Annotated in this window: 21 protein-coding genes and 1 tRNA gene; 12 read left to right on the top strand and 10 right to left on the bottom strand. The window is 69.6% G+C overall.

The genetic code is table 11. The features are described from left to right. Window positions 1-175 precede the first annotated feature (175 nt). The 5 genes from ACZ562_RS05285 to ACZ562_RS05265 all read right to left on the bottom strand — a co-directional run bounded on the left by ACZ562_RS05285 (window position 176) and on the right by ACZ562_RS05265 (window position 5,463). Window positions 176-1,900 (bottom strand): relaxase/mobilization nuclease domain-containing protein, encoded by a 1,725-nt coding sequence (locus ACZ562_RS05285; RefSeq protein WP_471174293.1) that lies wholly within the window; start codon window positions 1,898-1,900, stop codon window positions 176-178. Beyond that, window positions 1,897-2,526, bottom strand: coding sequence for a mobilization protein (locus tag ACZ562_RS05280; RefSeq protein WP_471174292.1), 630 nt, complete (start codon window positions 2,524-2,526; stop codon window positions 1,897-1,899). The genes ACZ562_RS05285 and ACZ562_RS05280 overlap by 4 nt, the downstream gene beginning before the upstream one ends. Window positions 2,527-2,650: 124 nt before the next feature. Further along, window positions 2,651-3,592: a DUF2637 domain-containing protein gene (locus ACZ562_RS05275; RefSeq protein ID WP_471174786.1), complete on the bottom strand. Its 942-nt coding sequence runs from the start codon at window positions 3,590-3,592 to the stop codon at window positions 2,651-2,653. Between the two features lie 353 nt (window positions 3,593-3,945). Next, window positions 3,946-4,635, bottom strand: coding sequence for a zinc finger domain-containing protein (locus ACZ562_RS05270; RefSeq protein WP_471174784.1), 690 nt, complete (start codon window positions 4,633-4,635; stop codon window positions 3,946-3,948). Window positions 4,636-4,644: 9 nt separating this feature from the next. Beyond that, window positions 4,645-5,463: a helix-turn-helix domain-containing protein gene (locus ACZ562_RS05265; protein WP_471174291.1), complete on the bottom strand. Its 819-nt coding sequence runs from the start codon at window positions 5,461-5,463 to the stop codon at window positions 4,645-4,647. A 477-nt stretch (window positions 5,464-5,940) separates the two neighbouring features. Between ACZ562_RS05265 and ACZ562_RS05260 the strand changes: the two genes are divergently transcribed. From ACZ562_RS05260 to ACZ562_RS05240, 5 genes are all read left to right on the top strand, one after another. After that, the gene (locus ACZ562_RS05260; protein WP_471174290.1) at window positions 5,941-6,198 is read left to right on the top strand and encodes a helix-turn-helix domain-containing protein; all 258 of its coding nucleotides are present in this window, start codon (window positions 5,941-5,943) and stop codon (window positions 6,196-6,198) included. A 140-nt stretch (window positions 6,199-6,338) separates the two neighbouring features. Further along, window positions 6,339-6,551: a helix-turn-helix domain-containing protein gene (locus ACZ562_RS05255; RefSeq protein ID WP_443304769.1), complete on the top strand. Its 213-nt coding sequence runs from the start codon at window positions 6,339-6,341 to the stop codon at window positions 6,549-6,551. Beyond that, on the top strand, window positions 6,551-7,702 hold the full coding sequence (locus ACZ562_RS05250; RefSeq protein ID WP_471174289.1) for a tyrosine-type recombinase/integrase: 1,152 nt from the start codon (window positions 6,551-6,553) through the stop codon (window positions 7,700-7,702). Before ACZ562_RS05255 ends, ACZ562_RS05250 begins: the two co-directional genes overlap by 1 nt. Before the next feature lie 198 nt (window positions 7,703-7,900). Continuing rightward, the gene (locus ACZ562_RS05245; protein ID WP_471174288.1) at window positions 7,901-8,551 is read left to right on the top strand and encodes a hypothetical protein; all 651 of its coding nucleotides are present in this window, start codon (window positions 7,901-7,903) and stop codon (window positions 8,549-8,551) included. Window positions 8,552-8,586: 35 nt separating this feature from the next. Beyond that, entirely contained in the window at window positions 8,587-9,738 is a 1,152-nt protein-coding gene (locus ACZ562_RS05240) for a helix-turn-helix domain-containing protein (RefSeq protein ID WP_471174287.1), read from the top strand. Window positions 9,739-9,744: 6 nt separating this feature from the next. Here ACZ562_RS05240 and ACZ562_RS05235 read toward each other — a convergent pair whose 3' ends face one another. Both ACZ562_RS05235 and ACZ562_RS05230 read right to left on the bottom strand, forming a co-directional pair. Further along, entirely contained in the window at window positions 9,745-11,583 is a 1,839-nt protein-coding gene (locus ACZ562_RS05235) for an SIR2 family protein (RefSeq protein ID WP_471174286.1), read from the bottom strand. Between the two features lie 474 nt (window positions 11,584-12,057). Next, window positions 12,058-12,131: transfer RNA gene (locus ACZ562_RS05230), tRNA-Gly, on the bottom strand. Between the two features lie 504 nt (window positions 12,132-12,635). Here ACZ562_RS05230 and dcd point away from each other — a divergent pair. Both dcd and ACZ562_RS05220 read left to right on the top strand, forming a co-directional pair. Further along, the gene (dcd, locus tag ACZ562_RS05225; protein WP_060906645.1) at window positions 12,636-13,211 is read left to right on the top strand and encodes a dCTP deaminase; all 576 of its coding nucleotides are present in this window, start codon (window positions 12,636-12,638) and stop codon (window positions 13,209-13,211) included. Between the two features lie 17 nt (window positions 13,212-13,228). Next, a complete protein-coding gene (locus tag ACZ562_RS05220) occupies window positions 13,229-13,717 on the top strand; it encodes a phosphoribosyltransferase (RefSeq protein ID WP_471174285.1) in 489 nt (162 codons plus the stop codon). A gap of 69 nt (window positions 13,718-13,786) precedes the next feature. On the opposite strand, the gene ACZ562_RS05215 is transcribed toward ACZ562_RS05220, so the two are convergent. The 3 genes from ACZ562_RS05215 to ACZ562_RS05205 form a co-directional block, all read right to left on the bottom strand. Continuing rightward, window positions 13,787-14,782, bottom strand: coding sequence for a Yip1 family protein (locus ACZ562_RS05215; RefSeq protein ID WP_471174284.1), 996 nt, complete (start codon window positions 14,780-14,782; stop codon window positions 13,787-13,789). A 299-nt stretch (window positions 14,783-15,081) separates the two neighbouring features. Next, window positions 15,082-16,521 (bottom strand): FG-GAP and VCBS repeat-containing protein, encoded by a 1,440-nt coding sequence (locus ACZ562_RS05210; RefSeq protein WP_471174283.1) that lies wholly within the window; start codon window positions 16,519-16,521, stop codon window positions 15,082-15,084. 433 nt (window positions 16,522-16,954) lie between these two features. Further along, on the bottom strand, window positions 16,955-18,457 hold the full coding sequence (locus tag ACZ562_RS05205) for a VCBS repeat-containing protein (RefSeq protein WP_471174282.1): 1,503 nt from the start codon (window positions 18,455-18,457) through the stop codon (window positions 16,955-16,957). Between the two features lie 325 nt (window positions 18,458-18,782). Here ACZ562_RS05205 and ACZ562_RS05200 point away from each other — a divergent pair, with 325 nt between their 5' ends. The 5 genes from ACZ562_RS05200 to ACZ562_RS05180 are packed head-to-tail and all read left to right on the top strand — an operon-like array spanning window position 18,783 to window position 24,419. Further along, window positions 18,783-19,154: a response regulator gene (locus ACZ562_RS05200; RefSeq protein ID WP_471174281.1), complete on the top strand. Its 372-nt coding sequence runs from the start codon at window positions 18,783-18,785 to the stop codon at window positions 19,152-19,154. Beyond that, window positions 19,155-19,529, top strand: a complete 375-nt coding sequence (locus ACZ562_RS05195) for a response regulator transcription factor (RefSeq protein WP_471174280.1) — start codon at window positions 19,155-19,157, stop codon at window positions 19,527-19,529. Continuing rightward, window positions 19,526-20,623, top strand: a complete 1,098-nt coding sequence (locus ACZ562_RS05190; RefSeq protein WP_471174279.1) for a HEAT repeat domain-containing protein — start codon at window positions 19,526-19,528, stop codon at window positions 20,621-20,623. The genes ACZ562_RS05195 and ACZ562_RS05190 overlap by 4 nt, the downstream gene beginning before the upstream one ends. A 5-nt stretch (window positions 20,624-20,628) precedes the next feature. Beyond that, entirely contained in the window at window positions 20,629-22,107 is a 1,479-nt protein-coding gene (locus ACZ562_RS05185) for a glycosyltransferase family 2 protein (protein WP_471174782.1), read from the top strand. Further along, window positions 22,104-24,419: an ATP-binding protein gene (locus tag ACZ562_RS05180; protein ID WP_471174278.1), complete on the top strand. Its 2,316-nt coding sequence runs from the start codon at window positions 22,104-22,106 to the stop codon at window positions 24,417-24,419. Before ACZ562_RS05185 ends, ACZ562_RS05180 begins: the two co-directional genes overlap by 4 nt. Window positions 24,420-24,427: the final 8 nt, after the last annotated feature.

The raw sequence follows: 24,427 nt of genomic DNA, 5'->3' as shown, positions 1-24,427 counted from the left end.
GAGGCGGAACGGGCTGTGTGCTCTCACCGCAACGGTTCCGGTGATCGTCTCCGGCTCCCTCTGGGCTCGTGGATGCCGACCTGGAGAAGACGTTCGTTGAGGCCCAGGTTCCCCCCCCCAAGGCCCTGGCCCCTCCGCCTTGACCTTGGCAGAGGGGCTCGGCGCATGTGCTGAATCAGCGCGCCCTGCGGGGTTGATCGCTTCGACTCGCCGAAGACGGAGTGGCGTGACCGTTGCCCGGAGCCGCGGTGGTGGTGCGTTGAGGCATCGCGGTGGCGTCGGCGGGGAGATCTGCCATCCGGCGCAGCCGCCACGTCAGCACCTCGGAGACCGAGTCCGCGGTCGCAAGCTCGCGCCGTCCAGCCGCTTCGGACAGGAGCCCCGCGGGGTCGTGTCCGGCGGCCTCGGCGTCGGCGAGCGTGGCGGCCAGCGCAAACCAGCCCGGCTCAGCCAGAGCCTGTTCCGCCAGCTCCGGCACTGCCTGGCGGAGGTGAGCAGCCTGTCTCTGGCGCAGTGGCTGGGACAGATTCCGGCCCCGCAGGTACAGCGCACCCAACGGGATGTCGGCGGCGGCCCGGTAGGCGGTACGCAGGTGCTCGGCGGCCTGGTGGGCGGCAGCGGCCTGCTGGGCGTGGCTCTTCTTTGCGTGCCAGTGGGCGACAGCGGTGACGAGAAAGAACAGCATGTCGATGGCCATAGCGGTGGTGGCGCCGTTTTCACCGCGGCCGAGAGCGGACCCGCTGTGGACAAGGTCGCGCGCGGCCTGGCGCAGGGCGCGGTCGTGCCCGCGTTCGGCCTTGATGTGAGAACGGGTGGCCCGCTCGAAGGCGAAGGCCGCTTCGCGAAGTTCGGCCCGGGTGTGGGCCGCGGAGGTCTTGGCGAGCGCGTCGAGGACCTCACAGGCCGCGGTGATCTGCGCGGCCACCTGGGCGTCCTCACCGTCATCGACAACCAGCAACGCCTGCCACACGGCGGAGGCAGTCCGCCGTCGAGCCATCGCCGGGCCACTGGATGTCGGGGCTTGGCCCTTCTCGTCTGGGGACGTGTCGGTGCTCCGGGAGGAGGCGTCGCCCGCCCAGCGTTCCCGGATGCGGGGCAGGGACAGGTCGGGTGCCAGCGTGGAGCCTGCGTAGAAGACCGGTTCCTTCTCCCGGTTGCGGTCGTCGGGGAGAGCGACCTTGTAGCCGAGCAGGTCGCCGGAGGGGGCGACGCGCTTGCGGATCAGTAGGCCGGCGGCGGCCAGCCGCTCGAAGAACTCCTCCTCGCTCGTCGCGCCCGCCGTTGCCCGGCGCACGGTCTCCCGCAGTTCCTCACGTGCTGGGCGGTCCCTGCCTTCGCGTTCGGCCTTGTGGCGCTCCGCGCTCGTTGGCCTCTTGGCCGCAGTGCCGTCGCCGACAGCTACGCGGTGCAGGTCGTAGTCGACCTCGATGCGGCGGGCTTCGTCCTGGGCGCGTCTGCCGGAGCGGTGGTGGTCGGGGCGGCGGCCGTCCTCGCGGACGAGGGTGGCGATGATGTGGATGTGGTCGTCGGCGTGACGGACCGCGGCCCAGCGGCAGCCCGCGCCGTCGCCGGGGTCGATGCCGGTGGCGGCGACCATGCGGCGCGCGATGTCGCCCCACTGCTCGTCGGAGAGGATCGGGTCGTCGGGGGCGGCGCGCACCGAGCAGTGCCAGACGTGCTTGTCGGGACGCTGGTCTGGGGCGAGGAGGGCGAGGGGCTGGTCGAGCAGGTGAGCGAGGTCCTTCTTCGTCGTGGACGGGTCGCGGCCGGGGTCGGGGGCCAAACCGTCGAAGGAGGCGACCAGGTGCGGGTCGACGTGTTCCTCGTGGGTGCCCTTGCCATACAGGTAGTGCAGGAGCCCGAGGCTGTTGCTGCCCTGCTTGTGGATCCGGGGGATCAAGCCGCCTGATCCTCCTGCCGGTTGGCGACCCTGTCCGCCGCCCGCTGGACCGCCTGTGCGGCGCGCTGCAGATCGGCGAGGGCGGCGGCGAACTCCGGAGCGTCGGCACCGGAGTTGAGGGCCTTGGCAGCCTGGTTGACGTTGCTGCCTGCCCAGCCGAGCTGACGGCGCACACCGAACAGGGCGGTCAGGATGTCGCGCTCGGTGGCGATGGCGGCGGCGGTCCGCGACTGGTCCCGGGCGGCGGCCAGACCGGAGTGGGCCAGGAACCCGGCCACGCTCATGTCGACGTGGTCGGCACCGGATTGGATGATGGCGAGTTCCAGGTCGTTGAGGCGGACGCTGTGGGCGGGGCGCTGCTTCTTGTCACGTGGACGCGCTTTCCCCTTCTTGGGCTTGGCCTTGCCCTTGCGGCCGGCCTTGCCTGGCTGCGGTCCGCCCTCGGCCGCAGCCTTCCCGTCCGGCGCCCCCTGGTGCCGGACGGGCCCCGCCACCCCCGGGGCGGGCTCGGGTTCGGACGCTCCCCCTGCGGGGGAGTGTCCGAACCTCCAACTTGCTCTGCCGTCTGGGGCGGGAGTGGTCATCTCCTGCTGAGGGGTGGAGGGTTCGTGGTGCGGGTCGTGCATGGGTAGTTCTCCGCGGGGTTGGTGGCGAGTGCTTCGCTGTGCGCGGCCCTCGTGTCCCCGCGCTTGGCTGCACGGGGACACGAGGTGAGCCGGAAGGGTGGGCCGATCAGGGCGAACACAGGCGTCAGGCTGCGTTGGCGGGAGCCGTGTCGAGTTGCCTCTGGGGCCGGGAGGAGGCTTCGTCGAGTCCGTCGAGAGGCTCGGTCTCGAAGCCTTCGTACGCGACGGGCTCGGCCGGGCTGGTGCGCTCGGCCTGCAGCTGGTCGCGCAGGGTGCGGGCCCGCTTCTGGCCGATCCGTAGTTCGCTGCGCAGACGCTCGGCGGTCAGCCGGTCGTCGCTCCAGCCGGCGGTCAGGAGCCGGGCCTCGTGGAGGACTTCGGCGTCGGTGCGGGTGCGGTCGGGGGTCGGCTTGGCGCTGGTGTGGAGCCGACCGGTCGCCCGACGCGGGGTGGCTCCGGCCGAGTCCACCTCGGCGGCCGTCCGGGGCGGTCGGGTAGCGGGGGCCGACTTGTCGGCTTCGGTCGGGCTTGTTGCGGACGCCTCGGCGACCTTCGTAGGGGGCAACTCGGTCGGCTGTTCGAGAACTGATTCGGCCTGGTCAGGAGCCGATCGTGCGGCCTGCTCGCTTGCCGACCCGTCAGGCTGCTGACCAACCGACTGGGCCGAGGCCGCCTCGGCAGGGTCAGCCGACTCGGGGCTGTGGTGCAGCACCTTCGCCACGAGGTCCGACCCGAAGTAGATCGACCCGACCGGGAGCGAGGTCGCCAGCAGTACGAGGGCCCAGTTCGCAGGGGCCCAGTCGGCCAGTCGGCCCCACCGGATCGACCCGGTGTGCAGGGCCGGAACGAGGCCGTGCACGTAGTTCAGCAGGAGGCTGGCGATTGTGTAGGTCGCCAGGACCCGCAGCGCGAACTTCCGGTCGTTACCGGTCAGCACGAGTGTGGCGACCAGCGCGAGGGCCATCAGCCCGTCGACAACGATCGGGTAGAGCAGGGCGGCGGTGGGGTCGGCGCCGATTGCCCGGGCCACGTCGGACAGGGCGTTCCATGAGACCCGGAAGGCCATGAGGACGACGGCCACCAGGCCGACGACGAGGGTGATGCGTGCACTGCGCTTCACGTGACGGCCCCTGGCGGGTGCGGGTGCTCGGCGGCCGTGGCGAGCGCGGAGCAGGGCGATGGGGGAGGGCAAGTCAGATATCTCCAGAGGTGGGGGGGACCGAGAGGAGAGAGCTTGGACTGGCCGCGATCGGGTGGGCGGCAGCCAGTCCTCCAGTGCAGCGAGGGGCCGGGTGCGTGATCGCGGCGTCGCGTGCACGGCGTGGTGGGACGTGGGCGCTGCCGATGGGCGGCGGTGGGAAGCGGGGATGCCGGAGGTGGCCGCTGGTCAGGCGTCGACGCCGATACGGCAGCTGCGGGTCACGCGGCTTGCTGCCGGGCTAGCTCCGCCACAGCGAGGTCCACGCGGGTGGGGTGCGGCCTCGTGCGGGGTGCGTTGCCTCGGGCGCTGCCGTCGAGCCCCAGGCGCCGGCTGCGGCAGGGCTCACCCGCGTCGGCATGACACCACCGGCACGGGACGCCGAGAGCGTCGGCATGTCCAGCAGCGACGGCGGCCTCGCGGGCAGCACGAGCTGGCCGGTAGCGGGCGAGTTCGGCGCGGATGGTCGGCGGGATGCACGATCCGACGGCGGCGAGGCGGGCTTCGACGTCGGGGTGCGGGCTGCCGCTGGCGATCTGTCGGTGCGTCCAAGGTTCAGCGGTGCCGGTGGCGACCGCCTGTCGGCTGGTGACCAGTTCGTTCCGCCAGGCTGCCCAGTCGTCCGGGTCGGCGGCCGGCGTGGGGTCGGTGTGGCGGTTGAGGCGGTCGCGCCGGTAGGCGTGCCACTTGCGGGCGACGTCCACGGGCAGGATCACGTACGGGGAAGCGAGGACGTGAGCTCGTGCCGCCTCGCGGACGTCCCAGCCATGGGCGGTGGCGAAGGGCACGTCGCCGAGCAGCTCGTGCCACTGGGCGATCTGGTCACGGGCCTCGCCCGTGCCGGGGCGGATGGTGCGGGGGTCGAGGCGGCCGATGTAGGCCAGGACGGCGGCGACTTCGTTTCGTTCCAGGGTGACTCCTTACGTTCCGGTCGGTTCGTCGAGGGCGGCGCGCAGGGCGGCCATGTGCGCCTCGGCGCGGGTCATGCCGGCCTGCGGTGCGGGGGTGCCGCCGGGCAGGGCGTAGAGGTTCGGGCGGTCAGGGGCGGGGGTGCGCTCCCGGGCGATCCATGCGCGCCAGTCGGCAGCCCAGGCGGTGGCGGAGCGCGGTGCCGACATCGCCCGGTACGAGCGCCACTTTTCGTCGGCAGCGTGCAGGGCATGCTCGCCGAGTCGGTCGAGGTGGCCGTGATGCCGCAGCCAGTCACGGGCGTCGTGGTCGATCTGCCACTCGGTGGCGGAGATGAGCGGGGCAGAGCTGCTGCTGCTCTTACCGTTCACCTTCGGTTCTCTTCTGTTCTGGGGGTCGGAATCTGCACCGCCCTCGGGTCGGAATCCGTACCCCCTGAGGGTCGGATTCCGTTCCCTGGGGGCTGATTCCGATCCCCCCTCGAAGCACTCGGCAGGGTCAGATTCCGACCCCCCGAGGGTCAGAATCTGATCCCCCTCCGTGGCCTGTTCGGCGAGGGATCGGGCGGCTACCGGGAGCTGGTAGTAGGTCTCTCCCCGTGGCCCTTTGCGGTCGGCGAGCTGCACCAGCTCGCCGCTGGCGATCAGCGTCCTCAAGGCGTCGCGCACGGCGGTGCGGGAGGCGTTGGCGCGTTTCATGAGGGTGGGCACGGACGCGTACGCGACGCAGTGCCGGTCGAGGCACCGGTCGGCGATCAAGGCGAGGACCATGCGGGCGGTGCCCTTGCTGAGGCTGTGGTCCCACACCCATTCGCGGGCGTCGTAGCTCATCGGGCGGCGGCTCCTAGGTCAGGGCGGGGAAGTGCGGTCGCCCTTGTAGGGCGGTGCACGGAGAGGGATCTGCTCCCAGCCTCGGTGAGGGGCACGGGGAGGGCTGGTGGCGTCGTATAGCCAAGACAGCCACATCGATGCCGCACAAGTCCAGCATTCCGCCGGGAAATCAGACAGCTGACGGCGAACGTGTTCTGCGAGGCATCCTCAAAATCATAAACCCGGATCGCCGGTTGCCGAAATAATGCACCGTCAGATAAAGCCAGAAGCATCACATCGAGAACCCGTTGACCCTTGCTGCGGACGCAAGTTACAACACAACACCCCACGTCAGAGCATCCTCAGAGTGTCGATCGAGGTGCCGGTTTTCGATACCTCTCGACCCTCATGAAGCCTCTCCGCGCCGAACTGCGGAGCGCAACATAGACGACGATCGCCGGTTAACCAAACCGGCGAATGGACGCTACAAATGGAGTCATGGCAGCACGCTCATTGGAAATAGGGCCCGCAGGGATACGGGCCGCCCGCACCATCGAAATCCTCCGTACCGAACGAGGCTTGTCGCAACGCCAGCTCGCCGGCCGCGTGACCGCCCTCGGCCACCCGATGTCCAACACCATGCTGTCCCGCATCGAACGCGCCCAGCGCCGATGCGACGTCGACGACCTCATCGCGATCGCCGAGGCGCTTGAGGTCTCAGCCCCTGTGCTCCTGCGCGGTCGCCCCACCGCCTGAAGCCCCACCCGCCACACCGAGGCTCGGCTTTCCCCTGTCACCGAAGAGTGAGGACCCACCGCCCTTGCACCGTCCCGCAATACCCCCTGCCCCTGCCCGTGCTCGTATCCAGCGCTCGGCCCCGAAGGAGGTGATCACCAATGGCTGACCGCCTCCTGACAGTGGCCGAGGCAGGCGAGATGCTCGGAACCGGCGAGCGCTTCATCCGCCGCCTGGTCGCCGAGCGCCGTATCCGCTACGTCAAGCTCGGCCGACCCGTCCGCATCCCCGAGAGCGCGGTCGCCGAGTACATCGACGCACGCACCGTCGAGCCGGTCCGCCGCACCCGTGCCCGCTACGGGAAGGCGGCCTGATGGCGGGGCGCAAACCCCAGCGGCGACGCGAGTTCGGCACGACACGCAAGCTCCCCTCCGGCCGGTGGCAGGCCCGCTACATAGGCCCCGACGGCCAGCGGTACACCGCACCGGAGACGTTCGAGACCAAGTCCGACGCCCAGGACTGGCTCAACCTCACCCGCGCCGACATCGAACGCAACCACTGGCGCGACCCGGACGCCGGCGCGGTCAACTTCGAGAAATACGCACTCCGTTGGAAGGAGGAGCGCGGCCTGGCCCCCACCACCGTCGACCGCTACGACGGCCTATTGCGCCTGCACATCCTGCCGACCTTCGGAGGCAAGGACCTGGACGAGATCACCCCTCCCTCCGTCCGCACATGGCGAGCCGAGCGCCTGAGGGCGACCGGTGCCACCACGGTCGCCAAGTCGTACCGCCTGCTGAAGGCCATCCTGCAGACGGCGGTGGACGACGACCTTCTGCGCAGCAACCCGTGCCGCATCAAGGGTGCTGGCAAGGAGGAGGCCGATGAGCGCCCCATCGCCACCGTCGAGCAGGTCTTCGACATCGCCGATGCCATGGGTCCGCGCTGGCGCCTCATGGTCTTGCTGGGCGCCTTTGCCTCCCTCCGCCCCGAGGAGCTGGCCGAGCTGCGCCGCCGCAGTGTCGATCTCGACGAATGCTCGCTGCGCATCACGCAGGCGTCCCCGGAGCTGACCAACGGCAAGCGCGTCACCGGCGACCCCAAGACCCGGGCGGGCAAGCGCACCATCTACCTGCCGGACTTCCTGAAGCCCGAGCTACGCCGGCACCTGCAATGGTTCGCGGAAAAGGAGCCGGATGGCCTTCTCTTCGTCGGCGAGAAGGGCGCCCCCTTCCGCCGTTCGACCTTCGGCCGCAAGTGGCGCAAGGCGCGCACCAAGGTCGGCATGCCGGACAACTTCCGCTTCTACGACCTCCGCCACACCGGCAACACCCTCGCCGCCGACACCGGCGCCAAGCTGAAGGACCTCATGGTCCGCGCCGGCCAGTCCTCCGAGCGCGCTCAGCTGATCTACCAGCACTCGACGGTGAAGCACCAGCGGAGGCTGGCGCAGGGGATCGACGCCGAGGTACGCGCACAGCTCCGTGAGGCAGCTGGCGACCGGCAGAGTGCCCACGAGGCGTAACACCCTGGTGTCCGTACGGGGCCCGTCCGGTCAAACCGGCCGGGCCCGTCCTCTGAGCTGCCAGTTTCGGAGAATGGGGCACCGGCTTAGGCTGCGCACCTCAACCTCTACGGCACTGACCAGGCTCATTTCTTGATTTCCAACCTCATTTGAGGGAAGATTTCCGGAAGTCGAGTGGGGTGTGTCTGGAGGTAGGGCATGACCGTGGTGCATGCGGAGGACCGCCAGGTCCGTGACCGGCTGGCTGAATTGGGTCTTTCGGTCCAGGGGATCGACGGCGCCCTGCGTCGGGCCGAATCGGAGCGCAACTTCTGCACGCCGCTGGATCCTGTCTCACTGCCCGGCAACATCTTCTGGGGTCGCACGATTCGATTCCTGCGGGAGACGTACATCCCGGAGGGTTGGACCAGCGCCAGCCCCAGCAACGTTCCACTGCTCGTCGCACCCTCCGGCGACTTCGCCATCGCGGCCTCCAGCGGCAGCTCGGAGACCGGATACTCAGCCCTCACGCCGTCCACCCGCTACCCGAAGGGCAACGCGGTGATGAAGCGGGTGGAGGCTAATCGGCAGCTCCTGCTGTTCGGTGAAACCGAGGTGGAGCCCGAGGCGCAGGAAGCCGGTAACGGCATCCCGACATGGTTCCTGCTCTACCACCACTCGAAGACCGATCAGGGGACGCGGCTGCACGCCGAGCTTTCGTTTCCGAACGCCCCGGGCAGCCGTGGCAAGATCAGCAGCTGGTACGAGCGGATCATCCTCCCCTGGATCGACTTCGAGGGCTTCACTCCGTTCGTCGACGATGCCGACGACCAGGGCGGCATCGACATCCCGATCGAGCGCCTGCCCTGACCGTCCCGCCCAGACCTCTCCACTTGGCTCCTCCTATGACCACCGCATCCCGGCTAGCCCTGGCGCGCAAGCGCCGAGGGCTGACCGTCACCCGACTCGCCCAGATGGCCGGCCTGACGCCACGCAGGCTGTCCGACTTCGAGAACGGACGGGCCACTCCAAGCCCTCCGTCGCTTGAGGCGATCGCAACAGCGCTGGAGTTCCCCCCCTCCTTCTTCAGCGCCGAGGAGGTCGCCGAGCTGACCGTCGACTCGGTCAGCTTCCGTGCCCTGAGCAAGATGACCGCCTCCCAACGGGACATCGCCCTCAGCTCCGGACGGTTGGCGCGCGCTCTGCAGGACTGGATGGGCGCGCACTTCCGCCTGCCTGCCCCCGACATCCCGTCGCTGACCTCGTTCAGTCGCCTGGGCTCGGACGAGGATCAGATTCCCCATCCCGGGGAGGCGGCCGGCACAGACGTCCCAGCGGAGGAAGCGGCCTCCCTGGTGCGCGCACGCTGGGGGCTCGGGAACGCACCGATCCCGAACGTGGTGCACCTGTTGGAGGCGCACGGCGTCCGCGTCTTCTCCCTCTCCAGGGACTGTCCTGAAGTCGACGCGTTCTCCTTCTGGGACCGGGGGATCCCGTTCGTTCTGCTGAGCACTGAGAAGACAGCGGAACGCGGGCGCTTCGACGCCGCCCACGAACTCGGACACCTCGTCCTGCACGGTGAGGAACAGATGCCACACGGCCCACAGGCCGAGGCGGAAGCGCACCGGTTCGCAGCTGCATTCCTCATGCCGCGGGCGGACGTCCTCGCCCACGCGCCGCATGGCGTGAGCACGAGTTGGATCCTCCAGGCCAAGCGCCGTTGGAGGGTCGCTGCCATGGCGCTCGCACACCGGCTGCACGAACTGGGCTTGACCACCGAATGGCAGTACCGCACCCACTGCGTGGAACTCGGGCGTCTCGGCTACCGCAAGTCGGAGCCTTACAGCGGAGTCGCCCGCGAGACCTCCCAGGTGCTGGGCAAGGTGTTCACCGCCCTGCGCAGCGAAGGCACCCGCCCCGCAGACGTGGCCCGCGACCTACACCTTCGGCCGGCTGACCTGAATGACTTGATCTTCGGCCTAGTTGTCACTGCGCAGGATGGAGGCGGGCAGCCGAGAGGTGCTGAGGGCCGGCCAAGGCTGTCTGTGGTGCGCTGAGCTTCCCTACCAGCGAGGGTTCTTGGACTTCCACTCGGCAAGGGCCGCGTAGGCATCCTTCGCGCGTTGGAGATCACCTTCGAATGCCCCACCTTGAAGCAGAGGCCAAGCAGGAGTCAGTTCCTGTTCGATGGCAGTGGCCAAGCCGTTGTTGCCGTAACCCCAGCTGGATTCGAGCAGGAACTCACCTGCCCACGGATAGGCCCTGAAGCCCGTTCCCAAATCGAGAGCCATCATGGACGCGAGGAATTCGAACCTGTTACAGGCGAACTCGTAAGCGGAGTCATCGGGTTCGATCGACCGTAGAGCCTCCCGTGCTTCCTGCCGGAGCAGGCGACTCTGCGGGTACAGGTAGCGAGTTCCCGTGTCCGCATTGAAAATGCCATTGATGAGCTCGCCGTTGAGGACCCTGCCAGGGTTCAGGTAGACAGCAGGTTTCTCAGGCTCTCTGTCTCCGAACACTGGCGTCCAGGGAGACTGCGTCAGTAGACCTGCGATGTTCTCCTCACGGCGAGCTAGGACGAAGGAAACCCCCATGGTCCAAGTGGCCAGTAGAGCTGGGTAGTGCCGCAGAGCTTCCAGCGCGTCATTGAACGAGCCGGAGAAGCTATTGCGGATCCGAGCCAACCGGTCCCGTGCACGGAGCCAGACGCCGTCGTGGCTACCGTCATCGTGGAAGGCGCCACTGGCAAGCAGATGCAGCAGAGTGTCGCTGTCTGCTCGATACTCTCCGACCCTGTCCCTGTAGTTCACGCCACCGAGCGGGCGACGCTCGAACGTGGAGTTATCGACGATCTCAGTGACGGCTTGGTCTACGAGATCGAAGACTTCGATTCGGCGGACAGGGTCGGGGAGCGAGCGCTTGAGACGTACGACAGCCATGTCCCGGCTGATGGGGGGCGCTGACATGTGGTCGAGCGCTTCGAGCCGCCGCAGCAAGTCGGTGAACAGTTCGTCCGCGGTCATGCCTTGGACGATCGCGGCTGAGTGCTGCGCCGTCAGCCCGTGGGCCGCGCTGCCCAAAGCCCCGTACTGGGACCAGAACATTGGGTACCGGCGCGAGCGCGTACCTTCCACGGCATGCACGAGTGCCTTGTCCCAGTCGGCGGACCAACCACACACGATCAGTCCGTACTCATCCAAGATCCGATCCAATAGCCGCTGCTGTGCTTCCGGGTAGGTGCCGAGCTCGTCCACGGTGTTGCGCTGGTCGAGGTCTGCGTAGTCGCCGTGCAGTTTGATGATCGTGACAGTGCTGTGTGCCAATGGCTTGATGGCCGTTGCCTGGTCTGGTCTGTGGACGACCTGCGGTGAGATTCCTACCTCTTGCAGCGCATGTTCCATGAGCCGGTCGAAGTTCGTGGTCAGGATGACCCGAATACTGCCGCGTTTGACGAGCTGTGCGATGGCGCGGTGTGCAGCAGTAGGCAGTTTGCCGTCGCCCTCCTCGTCGTCCTTGTCAGGATCGAAGTACCCAGCGAGCAGTGCCTGTCGTGCGGCGGAGGTCGGGGCGACGGCGGCCAGGAGTCCGGAGTAGCTCAGTGCCTCTCCGAACTTCTCCTGCCACCAGCTCTCAGGATTCTCGGCAGCAGACTGGGCTACGTCTGAGTCGTGAGGATCATGTGCCGCAGCGACCTTGCCGACGAGGTCTTGGACGATACCCCAGCCCGTCTTCACTCCTGAGGCAAGGGAGACGCCGGAACCCAGCAGGAGCGCGTACACGCCCGGACTGGCATGGACATTGAGTGACAGAGCCACTGCCGGATTCATGGCTGTTCCAGCGGGCAGTGGAAGCGGGGCGACGATCGCGCCGTCTGCTGACGTCATATCAGATGCCATGGTCATGTGCTCCTCGCTGCTGAGCAAGCGGCTCCCGAGGCGACGATGCCATCGCCTGCGCAGCACTATACGCGAATTTCGTCAGATAGACGATAACCTCCTTGTGGCGCCGACGCTGGCGGCGCGGGGGAGGTGCGCCTGTTTAGGGGTGCGCATTGCGTGAGGGTGGATTCTCGCGATCTGGCCGACGCGAATGCCAAGGTGAGTGGCCAGTCGCTCGTCGTCGTGCCCATGCTTAGGTTCGGGGCGTGAACTCGGCATTTGCGTAAGCGATTTACTCCCCCTTGTTGTGATCGTGATGCGGATCACTCGAAGTAGGTCTCGCGATTTGAGACGCCGCCGCTCCGTGGTGCTCTATCTTGCGCCGAAAAAGGTTCCGAAGGCCCTCTGGGCTCGACTTAGGGCACGTGGAGGGCATGCCGCCCCTGAATTGGTCTGGACAACAAAGAACCCCCGGGTCTCTGACCTGGGGGTTTCGCATGGAGCGGGTGACGAGAATCGAACTCGCGCTCTCAGCTTGGGAAGCTGATGTTCTACCATTAAACTACACCCGCGTAAGACGCCGGTCGGGCCGGTGTCCGAACGCCTGGTCACTGTACCTCATGTCGGGCCCCTGGCGCTGAAGCCGAGGGGCCCGAGCGCGTTGCGCGGGGGAGTGACGGGGCTGCGGGGGACGGGAGTTGGGCGTACGGTGGGGCGTGCGTGCGGGTCCGGGTGAGGCCGGAGTGCCGCCTGGAGAGTCCTTCCTTTGATCCCGTAATGTGGCATTTGTCGTCAGGCAAGCAGCAGCCAGACGCGGCTCTTGGGGAAGGGACTCTGGGACTTGATGGAACGCACCGTCGTCCGCTGTGCCGATGGGCACGTGTTCAGTACCGCTTCGTTCCCGATGCAGCAGGCCGAGCGGCTCGGCCCCGGCCGGCTCGTCCGGTGTCCACGGTGTGCCCGGCTCCGCAGTGTGGTGCCGGTCGCCTTGGAGAAGCGGTAGCGACATGGGAGCAGCGCAGGCGCGGGGGCCGTCCGATGGTGGTCGGTCCGCGCGCCTTGCGTATCCTCGGGGCGTGCTTCTCTCAGACAAGGACATCCGGGCCGAGATCGACGCCGGGCGGGTACGGATCGATCCCTACGACGAATCCATGGTGCAGCCGTCGAGTGTCGACGTGCGCCTCGACCGCTTCTTCCGGGTGTTCGAGAATCACCGGTACCCGCACATCGACCCTTCCGTCGAGCAGGCGGATCTCACCCGGCTCGTCGAGCCGGAGGGGGACGAGCCCTTCATTCTTCACCCCGGGGAGTTCGTCCTCGCCAGCACGTACGAGGTCATCAGCCTGCCCGACGATCTCGCCTCGCGGCTCGAGGGCAAGAGTTCCCTCGGGAGGCTCGGGCTCGTCACCCACTCCACCGCCGGGTTCATCGACCCCGGGTTCTCCGGGCATGTGACGCTCGAGCTGTCCAATCTCGCGACCCTGCCCATCAAGCTGTGGCCCGGCATGAAGATCGGACAGCTGTGCATGTTCCGGCTCAGCTCGCCGGCCGAGTTCCCGTACGGCAGTGAGCGGTACGGATCCCGCTACCAGGGGCAGCGGGGACCGACCGCCTCCCGGTCCTTCCTGAACTTCCATCGGACGCAGGTGTGAGTGCGGGGACGAGCGGCGTGCGGGAGAACCTGACCTACGAGGCGTTCGGCGTCGCCGTGCGGGAGCTCGCGCAGACGATCGCCGACGACGGGTACGAGCCCGACATCGTGCTCTCCATCGCCCGTGGCGGAGTCTTCGTCGCCGGCGGACTCGCCTACGCCCTCGACTGCAAGAACCTCCACCTCGTGAACGTGGAGTTCTACACCGGGGTGGGGACCACCCTGGAGATGCCCGTCATGCTCGCGCCCGTCCCCAACGTGATCGACTTCTCCGACAAGAAGGTCCTGATCACCGACGACGTCGCCGACACCGGCAAGACGCTCAAGCTGGTGCGGGACTTCTGCCTCGACACCGTCGCCGAGGTGCGGTCGGCTGTGATCTACGAGAAGTCGCAGAGCCTCGTCAAGTGCGAGTACGTCTGGAAGCGTACGGACGACTGGGTGAACTTCCCGTGGAGCGTGGAACCGCCTGTGATCAGGCGCGTCGGGCAGGTCCTCGACGCCTGACCCGCCGACGGCACATGAAAGGGGCTCCCGGTCCTCGTGGCCGGGAGCCCCTTGTCGTGTCCGGGTTTCTCAGAACGTTCCCAGCTTCACGATCGACAGCAGGGCGACCAGCTGGATCGCCGACGCGCCGAGGGCCTTCGGCCAGGGCAGGTCGTGGGAGCGGCTGATCATCATCGTCAGCAGGGCGCCGGCGGCGACCCAGGTGGCCCAGCCGAGGGCCTGGACGAAGGTCGCCTCGCCGCCGAAGAACATGGCGAAGACGAGGCGGGGGGCGTCCGTGAGGGACATGATCAGCATGGAGAGGCCGACCGTGGGCTGCCAGGCGCCGTCGCCGCCGAGCTGGCGGGCCAGGGTGTGGGTGACCACGCCCAGGATGAATGCGCTCACCACCATCGCCACGGCCGTCGTCAGGACGATCGGGACCGCGTTCGACAGGGTGGCGTTGATCGCGTCCTTGCGGGCGCCGTCGAAGCCGAAGACGGCGAGGAGGCCGTAGAGGAAGGTGACGATGAGGGCCGGGCCCCACATCGTGTAGTCGCGCATCTGGAGGAAGGTCTGGCCGGGGGCCGTCACGATGCCCTTCAGCAGGTCCTTCCAGTGCAGGCGGGGGCCGACCGGGCCTGCCGGGGGCGAGCCCGCGCGGTACGTTCCGCCCTGGTTGTAGGGGTCATCGCCCACCGAGAACGCCTGCGTGTGGCCCGGGTTGTTGGCGGCGTACGGGTCCGGGCCGCCGTGCTGGTGCGGGGCGCCGTCGCCGAAGTACTCCGGTTCGTCGCCGTAACCGCCGCCCTGGCCGCCCTGGCCGCCCGGGCCGGTGTTGCCCTGCGGCCACTGGCCGCCGCCGGCCTGCGGGTACGGCTGCGGCGCCGACGGGTAGCCGTACGACGGTCCCTGGGGCGTCTGCTGTCCGTACGGGGGTTGTTGGGGGCGCGTTTGCGGAGTGCCGTTGTTCCGGCCGCCGCGTCCGATCCTGAATCCAGCCACGCCCTCGAACGTACCTGGTCCCGAAGAGCGGTGTGCCGGGCCCGGGGTTTCGGGCCCGGCATTGGGGCCGAGCTGTGACATCCCTTACGGGAGAGCCCTGAGGAGCGTCCACTGTCGGCTCGGCCGAGGAAGACGCCTCCGAAGTCCGGCAGGGGGACGTCACCGGTCCCTGTGGCTGCGGCCGGGAGGTACTCGCGGAAGCAGACGGTCGTCCTTCTAGGGGGGTGCCGGAGACGCCGGGGGTGGTGGCCTGGTGAGCGTGGTCGTTCCGCCCGGGCCCGGCGCGGTGCCGGGCCGGACGGTGACCTTGCCGTGCCGTGCCGTGCCGTGCCGGGTTCCGGCCCTGCCCCGGCGACGTCGCCGTCCTCCGGTTGTCCGGGTCAGCCCGCGAGTACGTCGCCGAAGTACGCCTCGCCCGAAGGGCCGCCCAGCGTGGTGCCGTTGAAGGACTTCGAACCGGTGGCGGTGATGCCGGACGTGGTGGACTTGAAGAGCCAGACGGAGCCGGCGCCGTTGTTCTCGGCGAAGGCGGAGGCCACCAGTTCGGCGCGGCCGTTGCCGTCCACGTCCGTGAGCCTGACGGCCGAGCCGAAGTAGTCGTACGACTCCGCGCTGCCGGGGACGCCGGTCGTGTTCTGGGAGAAGGACTTGGCACCGGTGCCCGTCAGGCCGGCCGCCGAGCCGCGCAGGACCGTGACGGTGCCCGCGTTCTTCGCCGAGCCGAGCGTCTCGTACGGGGCGCCGATCGCGATGTCGGCGTAGCCGTCGCCGTTGGTGTCGCCGGCGGACAGGCTCCAGCCGAAGGCGTCGTTCTTCTCGGCGGTGCCCGGGACGCCCGACGTGTCCTGGCTGATCTTGACCGGGGTGCGGGTGGACACGCCGGTTGAGGCGCCGTAGGTGACCGTGACCGCGCCGCCGAGGCCGCCGTTCGGCTCAGTCGTCGACTTCTCCGTGAAGTTGCCGGTGACGATGTCGCCGTAGCCGTCCTTGTCGACGTCGGCGATGACGCCGTCGTAGCCGCCCGCGAGCTTCTTGCCGGCCTTGACGGTGGTGGTGGCGTCTCCGGTGTAGAGGACGCTGCGGGTGCGGTAGCCGCCGGTGCTGGTCTCCTCCTGGCCCATGACGAGGAGGTCGGTCCTGCCGTCGCCGTTGACCTCGCCCGCGACGAGCTTGTCGGGGTACATGGTGGTCTGCTCGATCGTGTCGATGCCGACGAGTGAAGCCGCCGCGCCCGTACGGGAGATGGGGCCGCGGAAGATGTTGAGGGACGGCGAGGCGTTGTTGCCGGCGGCCAGGTCGGTGTGGCCGTCGCCGTCGAAGTCGCCGGCCGCCAGGGACCAGCCCAGCTCGTTGATGTACTGCGGCAGGGGCGAGGAGATGTCGGTGCCGGACTTGATGCCGCTCTCGCCGCCCCACAGCACGGTCAGCGTGCCGTAGGAGTCGGTGGTGCCGATCCTCTCGCCGTGCACGCCGACGACGATGTCCGTGTAGCCGTCGCCGTCGAGGTCGCCGGTGGTCAGGCGGTCGCCGAAGTAGTCGCCGGACTCGGGTGTGCCGGGGATGCCGTCCGTGGCCTGGCTGATGATCTGGCGCTTGCCGGTGTCGAGGCCGCTCGCGGTGCCGTAGACCACGGCGACGTAGCCGGCTCCGGTCTTGTCGGAGACCTTGGCGATGGGGGCGGCGATGGCGACGTCGCGGTAGCCGTCGCCGTTGAAGTCGCCGGACAGGCCGGACGGCGCGGCGGACGCGGTGGTGACGGGCAGGGCGGAGAGCAGGCCGGTGGTGAGGGTCGCGGCCAGCAGCAGGGTGCGCTTGCGCATACGGGGTCCGTTCAGAGGTCGTGGAGGTGGAAGGAGGGGAGCCGGTCACCGTCAGCCGCGCGGTGTGGCGCCGTGGTGGGGGCTGCCGGTCGCCGGGACGCCCGGCGTCGACGGGCCGGGGGCTGGGGCGTCCGCGGGCGTGGGACCGGTCGCGGTGCCGCGGGGAGATCCCGGATCGGCGAGGGTGTCGACGGTTCGTCACTGGGCGATGTCCCGGCCGAGGCCGGCGCCGTCCTTGAGGCCGACGTCCTTGGCCATCAGGGACAGGCCGGTGGTGGGGGCCGCGGCCGGCAGGATGGTGCGCGTGCGCAGGCCGCGGCTTGGTGGAGGGGTGAGGCCGGGCCCGTCGTGCGGGCCCGGCCTTGTGGGTCGAACGGCGGCTTACGAGGGCTTACGACGGGTCACGTCGGCTTGCGGCCGCTCGTACGGCGGCTCAGTCGGCGAAGTTCGCGCCGAAGTACGGCGTGCCGGTCGTCACGACGCCCGTCCACTGCGGGGCGACGGAGGCGGAGCCGGTCGCGGTGATCTTCGTGCCGTTGGAGGGCAGGAAGACGACCATGCCGTCGCCGCCGTTCTCGGCGGAGCCCGCGACGAGGTCGGCCTTGCCGTCGCCGGTGACGTCGTCGAGCTTGACGTCCAGGCCGAACCTGTCGTCGTCCTCGCCCGTGCCGGGCACGTCCGCGGTGTCCTGGGAGAAGGACTGGGCGCCGGACGTGGTGTTCAGGCCGCTCGCCGAGCCGTAGAGGACCGTGACGGCGCCGGTGTCGGTGTCGTCGCCGATGTTCTCGCCGGCGACGCCGATCGCGAGGTCGAGGAACCCGTCGCCGTCGACGTCGCCGAGGTCGAGCTCGTAGCCGAAGAAGTCGTTGCCTTCGGCGGTGCCGGGGACGTTGCCGGTGTCCTGGGTGATGCCGGTCGCGTCGGTGGTGAGCGGGCCGCCGTCGGAGCCCTGGGTGACCCAGACCTTGCCGCCCTTGCCGGAGTCGGGGATCGGGGTGCCGTCCTGCGTGGTGGTGTTCCAGTAGGCGCCGCTGACGATGTCCCCGTAGCCGTCGGCGTCGATGTCGCCGATCGCGGTGATCACGCCGGGCTTGAGGGTTTCGGCGTACGAGACGTTCAGGCCGCTCGCGGTGCCGGGGATGTAGTAGTTGCGGTTCCAGCCGTAGTCGCTGTCGGTCTCGAAGCCGTCGACCACGAGGTCGGTCTCCTGGCCGCCGTTGATGTTGCCGGCGGTCAGGTTCATCGGGCCGCCCGCGTCGGTGCCCATGATCGGGGGCTTGACCGTGTACTTGCCGCCGGGGGTGCCGGACGAGCTGAAGCCGCCCTTGAGGACGTAGACGGTCGCCGTGTTGCTGCCGACGGCCAGGTCGGCCTTGCCGTCGCCGTCGAAGTCGCCGGCGGCGAGGTTCTTGCCCCAGAAGTCGTGCGCGGAAGGGGCCGGGTCGGCGACGACGGAACCTCCGTAAAGGCCGGCGGCCGAGCCCCACACGATCATGACGAGGCCGGCGTCGGTGTCGGTGCCGGTGTCCTCGCCCGGAGCGCTGACGGCGAGGTCGTCGTAGCCGTCGCCGTTGAAGTCGGCGTAGGCGGTGTCCGAGCCGAAGGCGTCGCCGGCCTCGGCGGCGCCGGGGATGCCGGTGGAGTTCTGGCTGAGGGTCGTGCTGGGGGAGCCGGGCACATCGCCGGACCCGTCGCCGTCCGTCAGGCCGGTGGCGGTCCCGTACAGCGCGACGATCTGGCCGGCGCTCTTCCTGGCGTTCACGTAGGCGCCGGAGGCGGAGAAGGCGACGTCGCCGATGCCGTCGCCGTCGAAGTCGGCCTGCGGGACCGAGGTGGAGTCGGCGGCCGTCGCCGTCGCGGCCGAGAAGGTGAGGAGACCGCCCGTCAGCGCGGCCGTGGCGGCCGACGCGAGGGCGAGTCGCAAGGGGGCGTGCATGCGGGTTCTCCTGCGGCATGCGGGGATGCCCGGGGGAGGCATCCGCAGTCGATGGGGGTGTGAGCGCCGTCCGTGGACGCCGGGAGTTGTCCCGGGGTCCACGGGTCGCTCGCGATCAGGAGACCTGTGCCGACCCGTAAGGGTTGTACATGAGTTCGGTAATTCTCGGGGCTGACGTGGGCAGGGGGACGGCGACCGTCGTGTCCGCGGGCTGTCGCACCTCGCGGTCGCCGTCTCCACTGGGGTGGATGTTACATATGTGGTGAAAGTCGGCTATTGATCCTATTTTGGTGACTATCAGTCCGACCTCGTGGACAGGACGGTCATGTCACCACCCCGCGTACTCGTGATCGAGGACGACCCGGACGTGAGCGCCCTGCTTGCGCGGCACTTCCGTGAACTGGGCTGCCCGGTGGCCGCCGCGTACACGGGCGAGGAGGGACTCGATCTCGCCTTCGCCGACCCGCCGGACATCGCGGTCGTCGACATGATGCTGCCCGGCATCGACGGGCGGGAGGTCATCCGCCGCATGCGGGCGGACGAGCGTACGACAGGTTGTCACCTGGTCGTTTCCTCGGTTCTCGACCCGGAGGACACGAGAGACCTGGCGGACGATCTGCTGGCGAAACCGTTCCGGCAGTCGTCGGTGGCGCGGCTCGTGAACTCCTACCGGAGTTCCGTGTCCCAGGAGGAGTAAATGGCGCGTGTCCTAGTAGCCGACGACGACGCGGACATCCGGGACCTGGTGGCCTTCAAGCTGACCCAGAGCGGACACGAGGTCACCGCCGTGGAGGACGGCATGGCCGCTCTCAAGGCCGCGCGTGAACAGCCGGTGGACCTGGCGCTGCTCGACATCCGGATGCCGGGGATGTCCGGACTGGACGTCTGCCGGGAGCTGCGCGCGGCGCCCGAGACCGCCACCCTGCCCGTCATCATGATCACCGCCCGCTCCCAGGAAGGGGACGTCGAGGTGGGCTTCGCGGCGGGCGCCGACGACTACATCATCAAGCCGTTCAGCCCGCGGGAGCTGTCCAGCCGGGTCACCGCGGTGCTCAGCCGGGCGGACCGGTGATCCCGGCCGGCCTCGTGCGCGGTGCGCTGCTGTGCCTGCCGGCCGTCATTCTCGCGCTGAGCCTGCTGATCATCGCCAACCGCTTCGTCCGCCGGATCCAGCAGCGCAGACGCGAACGGCGCGCGGAACCGGTGCGCGGTCTGCTGCTGCAGCTCCTGTGCGCGGAGGAGGACGAGCAGAGCGAGCTGCTGCACCGGCTGGCGGCGGTCGACAAGCGCACCTGGGCCGCCCTGGAACCGTCCCTGACGGCGCTGCTGGAAAAGGTCGCCGGCGCCGCCCGCACGGCACTGGTCCACCTGTACGAGCTGCGCGGGGCCCCCAAGGACGCCATCGCCGACCTGAGGAGCCGCAGTGCCGCCCGGCGGGGGCGCGCCGCACAGGTACTCGGCCAGCTCTCGTACCGCGCCGCGGAGCCGTCACTGTGCCTTCTGCTGACCGACCGCGACCCGGAGGTCCGCCTGGCCGCCGCACGGGCGCTGGGCCGCAGCGGGGGTCCGGCGGCCGTGCCGGACCTCCTGGAGTCCCTCACGGGATCGCGGACCGTACCGCCCGGAGCGGTCATCAGGGCGCTGGTCTCGCTGGGGCCGCAGGCGCAGCGGAGTGTCGCGGAGGGGCTGGACCACGCCGAGCCCCTCGCCAGGGCCGTGGCCATCGAGGTGCTCGGCGCGACCGGTGTGGTCTCCCGTACGTCCGAGATCGCCCGCGCACTGCGCGAGGACCCCTCCACCGAGGTACGGATCAAGGCGGCTCGCGCGCTGGGCCGACTGGGCATGCCCGACGGCCTGGAGCCGCTGCTCGACGCGGTCGAGCCCGGTCAGCCGGTCCCCCTGCGGATCGTCGGCACCGGGGCGCTGGGCCATCTGGGGGCCGTCTCCGCGACGGACCGTCTGGCGGAGCTGCTCGGCGACCCCAACCGGCATGTGGCGGCGACCGCGGCCCACTCGCTGCTGCGGCTCGGTCCGACCGGTCAGGCCGCGCTCCACGCGGCGGCGGCCGGCGCAGGCGGCGGACCGGCCGCCGCCCAGGCCAGGGCCGCGCTCGCCGAAGCCGCCGTCGGGGGCCGCCACGACATCCGCGTGGAGGTGGCGCTGTGAGCACGATGGCCGCCGGGCCGTGGGATTCGCTGCTGGGCGCGGCGCACACGCTGGTCTCCGTCTGCGACACCGTGATCATCAGCTACTTCGTCTTCATCAACACCGGCAATCTGATCCTGATCTTCATCGCTCTCGGGGAGTTCGTCAGACGGATGCGCCGGGCGCCCTTCGCGGGCTACGACGACGCCGCCACCAGCCCGTTCACTCCGCCCGTTTCGGTGATCATGCCCGCGCACAACGAGGCGGCCGGTATCGCCGAGGCGGTGCGGGCGATGCTGCTGCTGCGCTATCCGCTGTTCGAGATCATCGTCGTCGACGACGGCTCCACCGACGGCACCGTGGACGCCCTGCGCGACGCCTTCGACCTCGCCGAGGTGGAGTACGTGGTCCCCGACGACGTACCCGTGCGCGGCGCCGTCACCTCGGTCCACATGCCCCGGGGCGGCCCCGTGCCCCTGGTGGTGGCCCGCAAGGTCAACGGCGGCAAGGCCGACGCGCTCAACGTCGGGATCAACCTGGCGCGCTATCCGCTGGTGTGCATGGTGGACGCCGACTCGATCCTCGACTCCCAGGCCCTGCTCGCGGTGGCCAAACCCTTCGCCGACGACCCGATGCGGGTGATCGCCACCGGCGGTGTCGTCGGCCTCGCCAACGGCTGCACCGTCGTGGCCGGCCGCGTCGTCGAGCCGCATGTGCCCAGGGACACGCTCGGACGGGTCCAGGTCGTCGAGTACCTGCGCGCCTTCTTCCTAGGCCGGACCGGCTGGTCCAAGATCGGCGGTCTGCTGATCATCGCCGGCGCCTTCGGCCTGTTCCGCCGGGACGCGGTCGTCGCGGCAGGCGGTATGGACCCGGACTGCATCGGCGAGGACGCCGAACTGGTCATCCGTCTCCACGCCCACATGCGCGACCAGGGCCGTGACTACCGCATCGCCTTCGTCACCGAGCCCATCTCCTGGAGCGAGGCGCCCTCGGAGCTGAAGGTCCTGGCCCGCCAGCGACGGCGCTGGCACCGCGGGCTGACGGAGATCCTGCTCAAGCACCGCCGCATGATCGCCAACCCCCGTTACGGCCGCATCGGACTGCTGGCACTGCCCTTCTACGTCGTCTTCGAACTGCTGGCCCCGCTGGTGGAGCTCGCGGGCCTGGTCCTGGTGCCCCTGGGCGTGCTGATCGGCGCGGTGAACGTGGACTTCCTGTGGCGCTTCATGCTCGCCGCCTACGCCTACGCGCTGGTGGTGAGCCTGCTGTCGGTCGCCGTGGAGGAGTACGCCTTCCACCGGTTCACACGGTGGCGGGACGTGTGGGGCTCGCTGGTCGGGGTGGCCGCCGAGAACATCGGCTACCGCCAGCTGACGGCCTGGTGGCGGCTGTGCGGCATGTGGGACGCGGTGCGCCGGACGCCGCAGGTGTGGGGGGCGATGACCCGCAGCGGATTCGGGCCCGACGACCGGGTCAAGGAAGGCGGAGGTGATCGTGCGTGAGCGGCATCAACGGCCGGGGCGCCGGCTCCGTGGGACGTCGGCTCGGGTACGCGTTCGGGCTGCTGACCTTCCTGATCGCACTGTGCGGCGCCGCTTCGTTGCTGGGCGCGGACAGGCTGGACTACGAGCACGACCAGATCATCGACCGGGTGCAGCCGGCCAAGGACGACGGTCTGCGCCTGCGCGCGGCGGGCGTCAGCGCGCAGCGATCGGTGCGCGGCTATCTGATCACCGGTGACCGGGCCGAGCTCGCCGCCTTCCGTCTGGCCAGAGACCGCATCCCGTCGATCGTCGAAGACCTCCGAGGGCACAACGTCGCGGACGACGGCCTTCTCGCGGCGCAGCAGCAGGAGCTCACGGCGTACTTCCGCGTCGCGGCCCAGCAGACGCGCGCCGCTCCGAGAAGCGAGCGGGCCGCCGCGCTCACCCGGCAGGCCACCCGGCGGTTCAAGGCGTTCGAGCGGACCAACGACCGGATGGGCATCCAGCTGGCCGCGGAAGAAGAGCGTATGCAGGACCACGCCGACACGGTGATCCGGTACGGCGTGGCCGGGCTCGGCGCTCTGGTGATCGTGGCTCTGGCGGTGGCCGTGTACACGGCGGTGCGCAGCACCCGGACCCTGACGCGCCCGCTCAAGAACGTCGAACGGACGCTCTACCGGCTCACTGCGGGCGAGACTTCGGCGCGTGCCGAGGAAACGGGGCCTGAGGAGATCAGGGCGGTGGCCCGGTCGGTGAACACGCTCGCCGACGAGGGCGACCGGCTGCGGGCGGTCGAGGCCGAACGCAGACGGCTGTCGGGGGTCGCGCGGGAGAACGGCATCCGGATCCGGGAGAACCTCGACGTCGACCGGTTGCTCGACGCGGCGTGCGCGGGGATCGGCGAGAGCCTGGACGCGGACTACGTCTTCATCACGCTCGCCGAGGACGACGGCTCCGCTTTCCCCGTGGCCCGTGCCTGGGGTGCGCAAAAGGGCCTGCTCAGCGCCGAAGAGCAGCAGTCGCTGCCTGGAGCGCCCGCCGAGATGGTCCGCGACCACTATCGGCGGGGAACGACGTGGACGATCCCCGACCTGCCCCGGTACCTGTCCGAGACCACGCCGGTACCGGGTGGTCCGGGCAGCTGGGGCGAGAGGGGCATTCCGGCGAGGAACCGCGTCGCGGCGACGGAGCTGGGCCTGGTCTCCGCGCTGATCACCCCCATGGGGGTGGGGGAGGAGCCGATCGGCACCGTGTGCCTGGCCCGTACCAGCGCGGACCGCCCCTGGCGCCCGGTGGAGGTCGAGACCGCGGAGTCCATGGCCAGTGGCATCGGCCGGGCCCTGCACACGTCCCTGCTCTACGCGCAGGAGACACAGCTGGTGGACAAGCTGCGCGCCCTGGACAAGGCCAAGAGCGACTTCCTGTCCACCGTTTCCCATGAGCTGCGCACCCCGCTGACCAGCATCGTGGGCTACATCGAGCTGCTGAAGGACGAGGACACCGGGCCGCTGGCCCCGCCCCAGGTGCACATGCTGGACATCGTCGACCGCAACGCGAACCGGCTGCGGGCGCTGATCGAGGACCTGCTCACCCTCTCCAGGATCGAGTCGGGGGCGTTCACGTCCCGTAAGGCCCCCGTCGACCTGCGCCAACTGGTGTCCTCGGCGACGGACGCGATCAGGCCGGCCGCCGAGGCCGCCTCCGTCTCGCTGGAGACGGAGTGCCCCGACCGGCCGCTGATCCTGGAGGCGGACGGCGAACAGCTCGACCGTGTGCTGATGAACCTGCTGTCCAACGCGGTCAAGTTCACCCCGGAGGGCGGGAAGGTGAGCGTCCGTGCCGACCGGCAGGACGGCGTGGTGCTCCTGAGCGTCAGTGACACCGGTATCGGCATCCCGGCCAGGGAGCAGGAGAAGCTCTTCACGCGGTTCTTCCGCGCATCCAACGCCACCGACGCGGCCATCCCGGGCACCGGTCTGGGGCTGACGATCGTACGCACGATCGTGGCGAACCATGGCGGTGAGACGCAGGTGCACTCAGAGGAGGGCAGAGGCACCACGATCACCGCGAGGCTGCCGCTCGCCGACAACGGCCACGCGGCCGACTCCGGCCACGCGGCGGACTCCGGCCATGCGGCGGACTCTGGCCATGCGGCGGACTCTGGCCATGCGGCGGACTCCGGCCATGCGGCGGACTCCGGCCATGCGGCGGACTCTGGCCATGCGGCGGACTCCGGCCATGCGGCGGACTCCGGCCATGCGGCGGACTCTGGCCACGCGGCGGACTCCGGCCATGCGGCGGACTCCGGCCACGCGGCCGACTCCGCCTGACGGAGAGG

This window comes from Streptomyces sp. NPDC040410 (assembly GCF_055595715.1).
The sequence above is the reverse complement of the archived record's forward strand: the minus strand, read 5'-3'. Positions and strand labels throughout refer to the sequence as shown.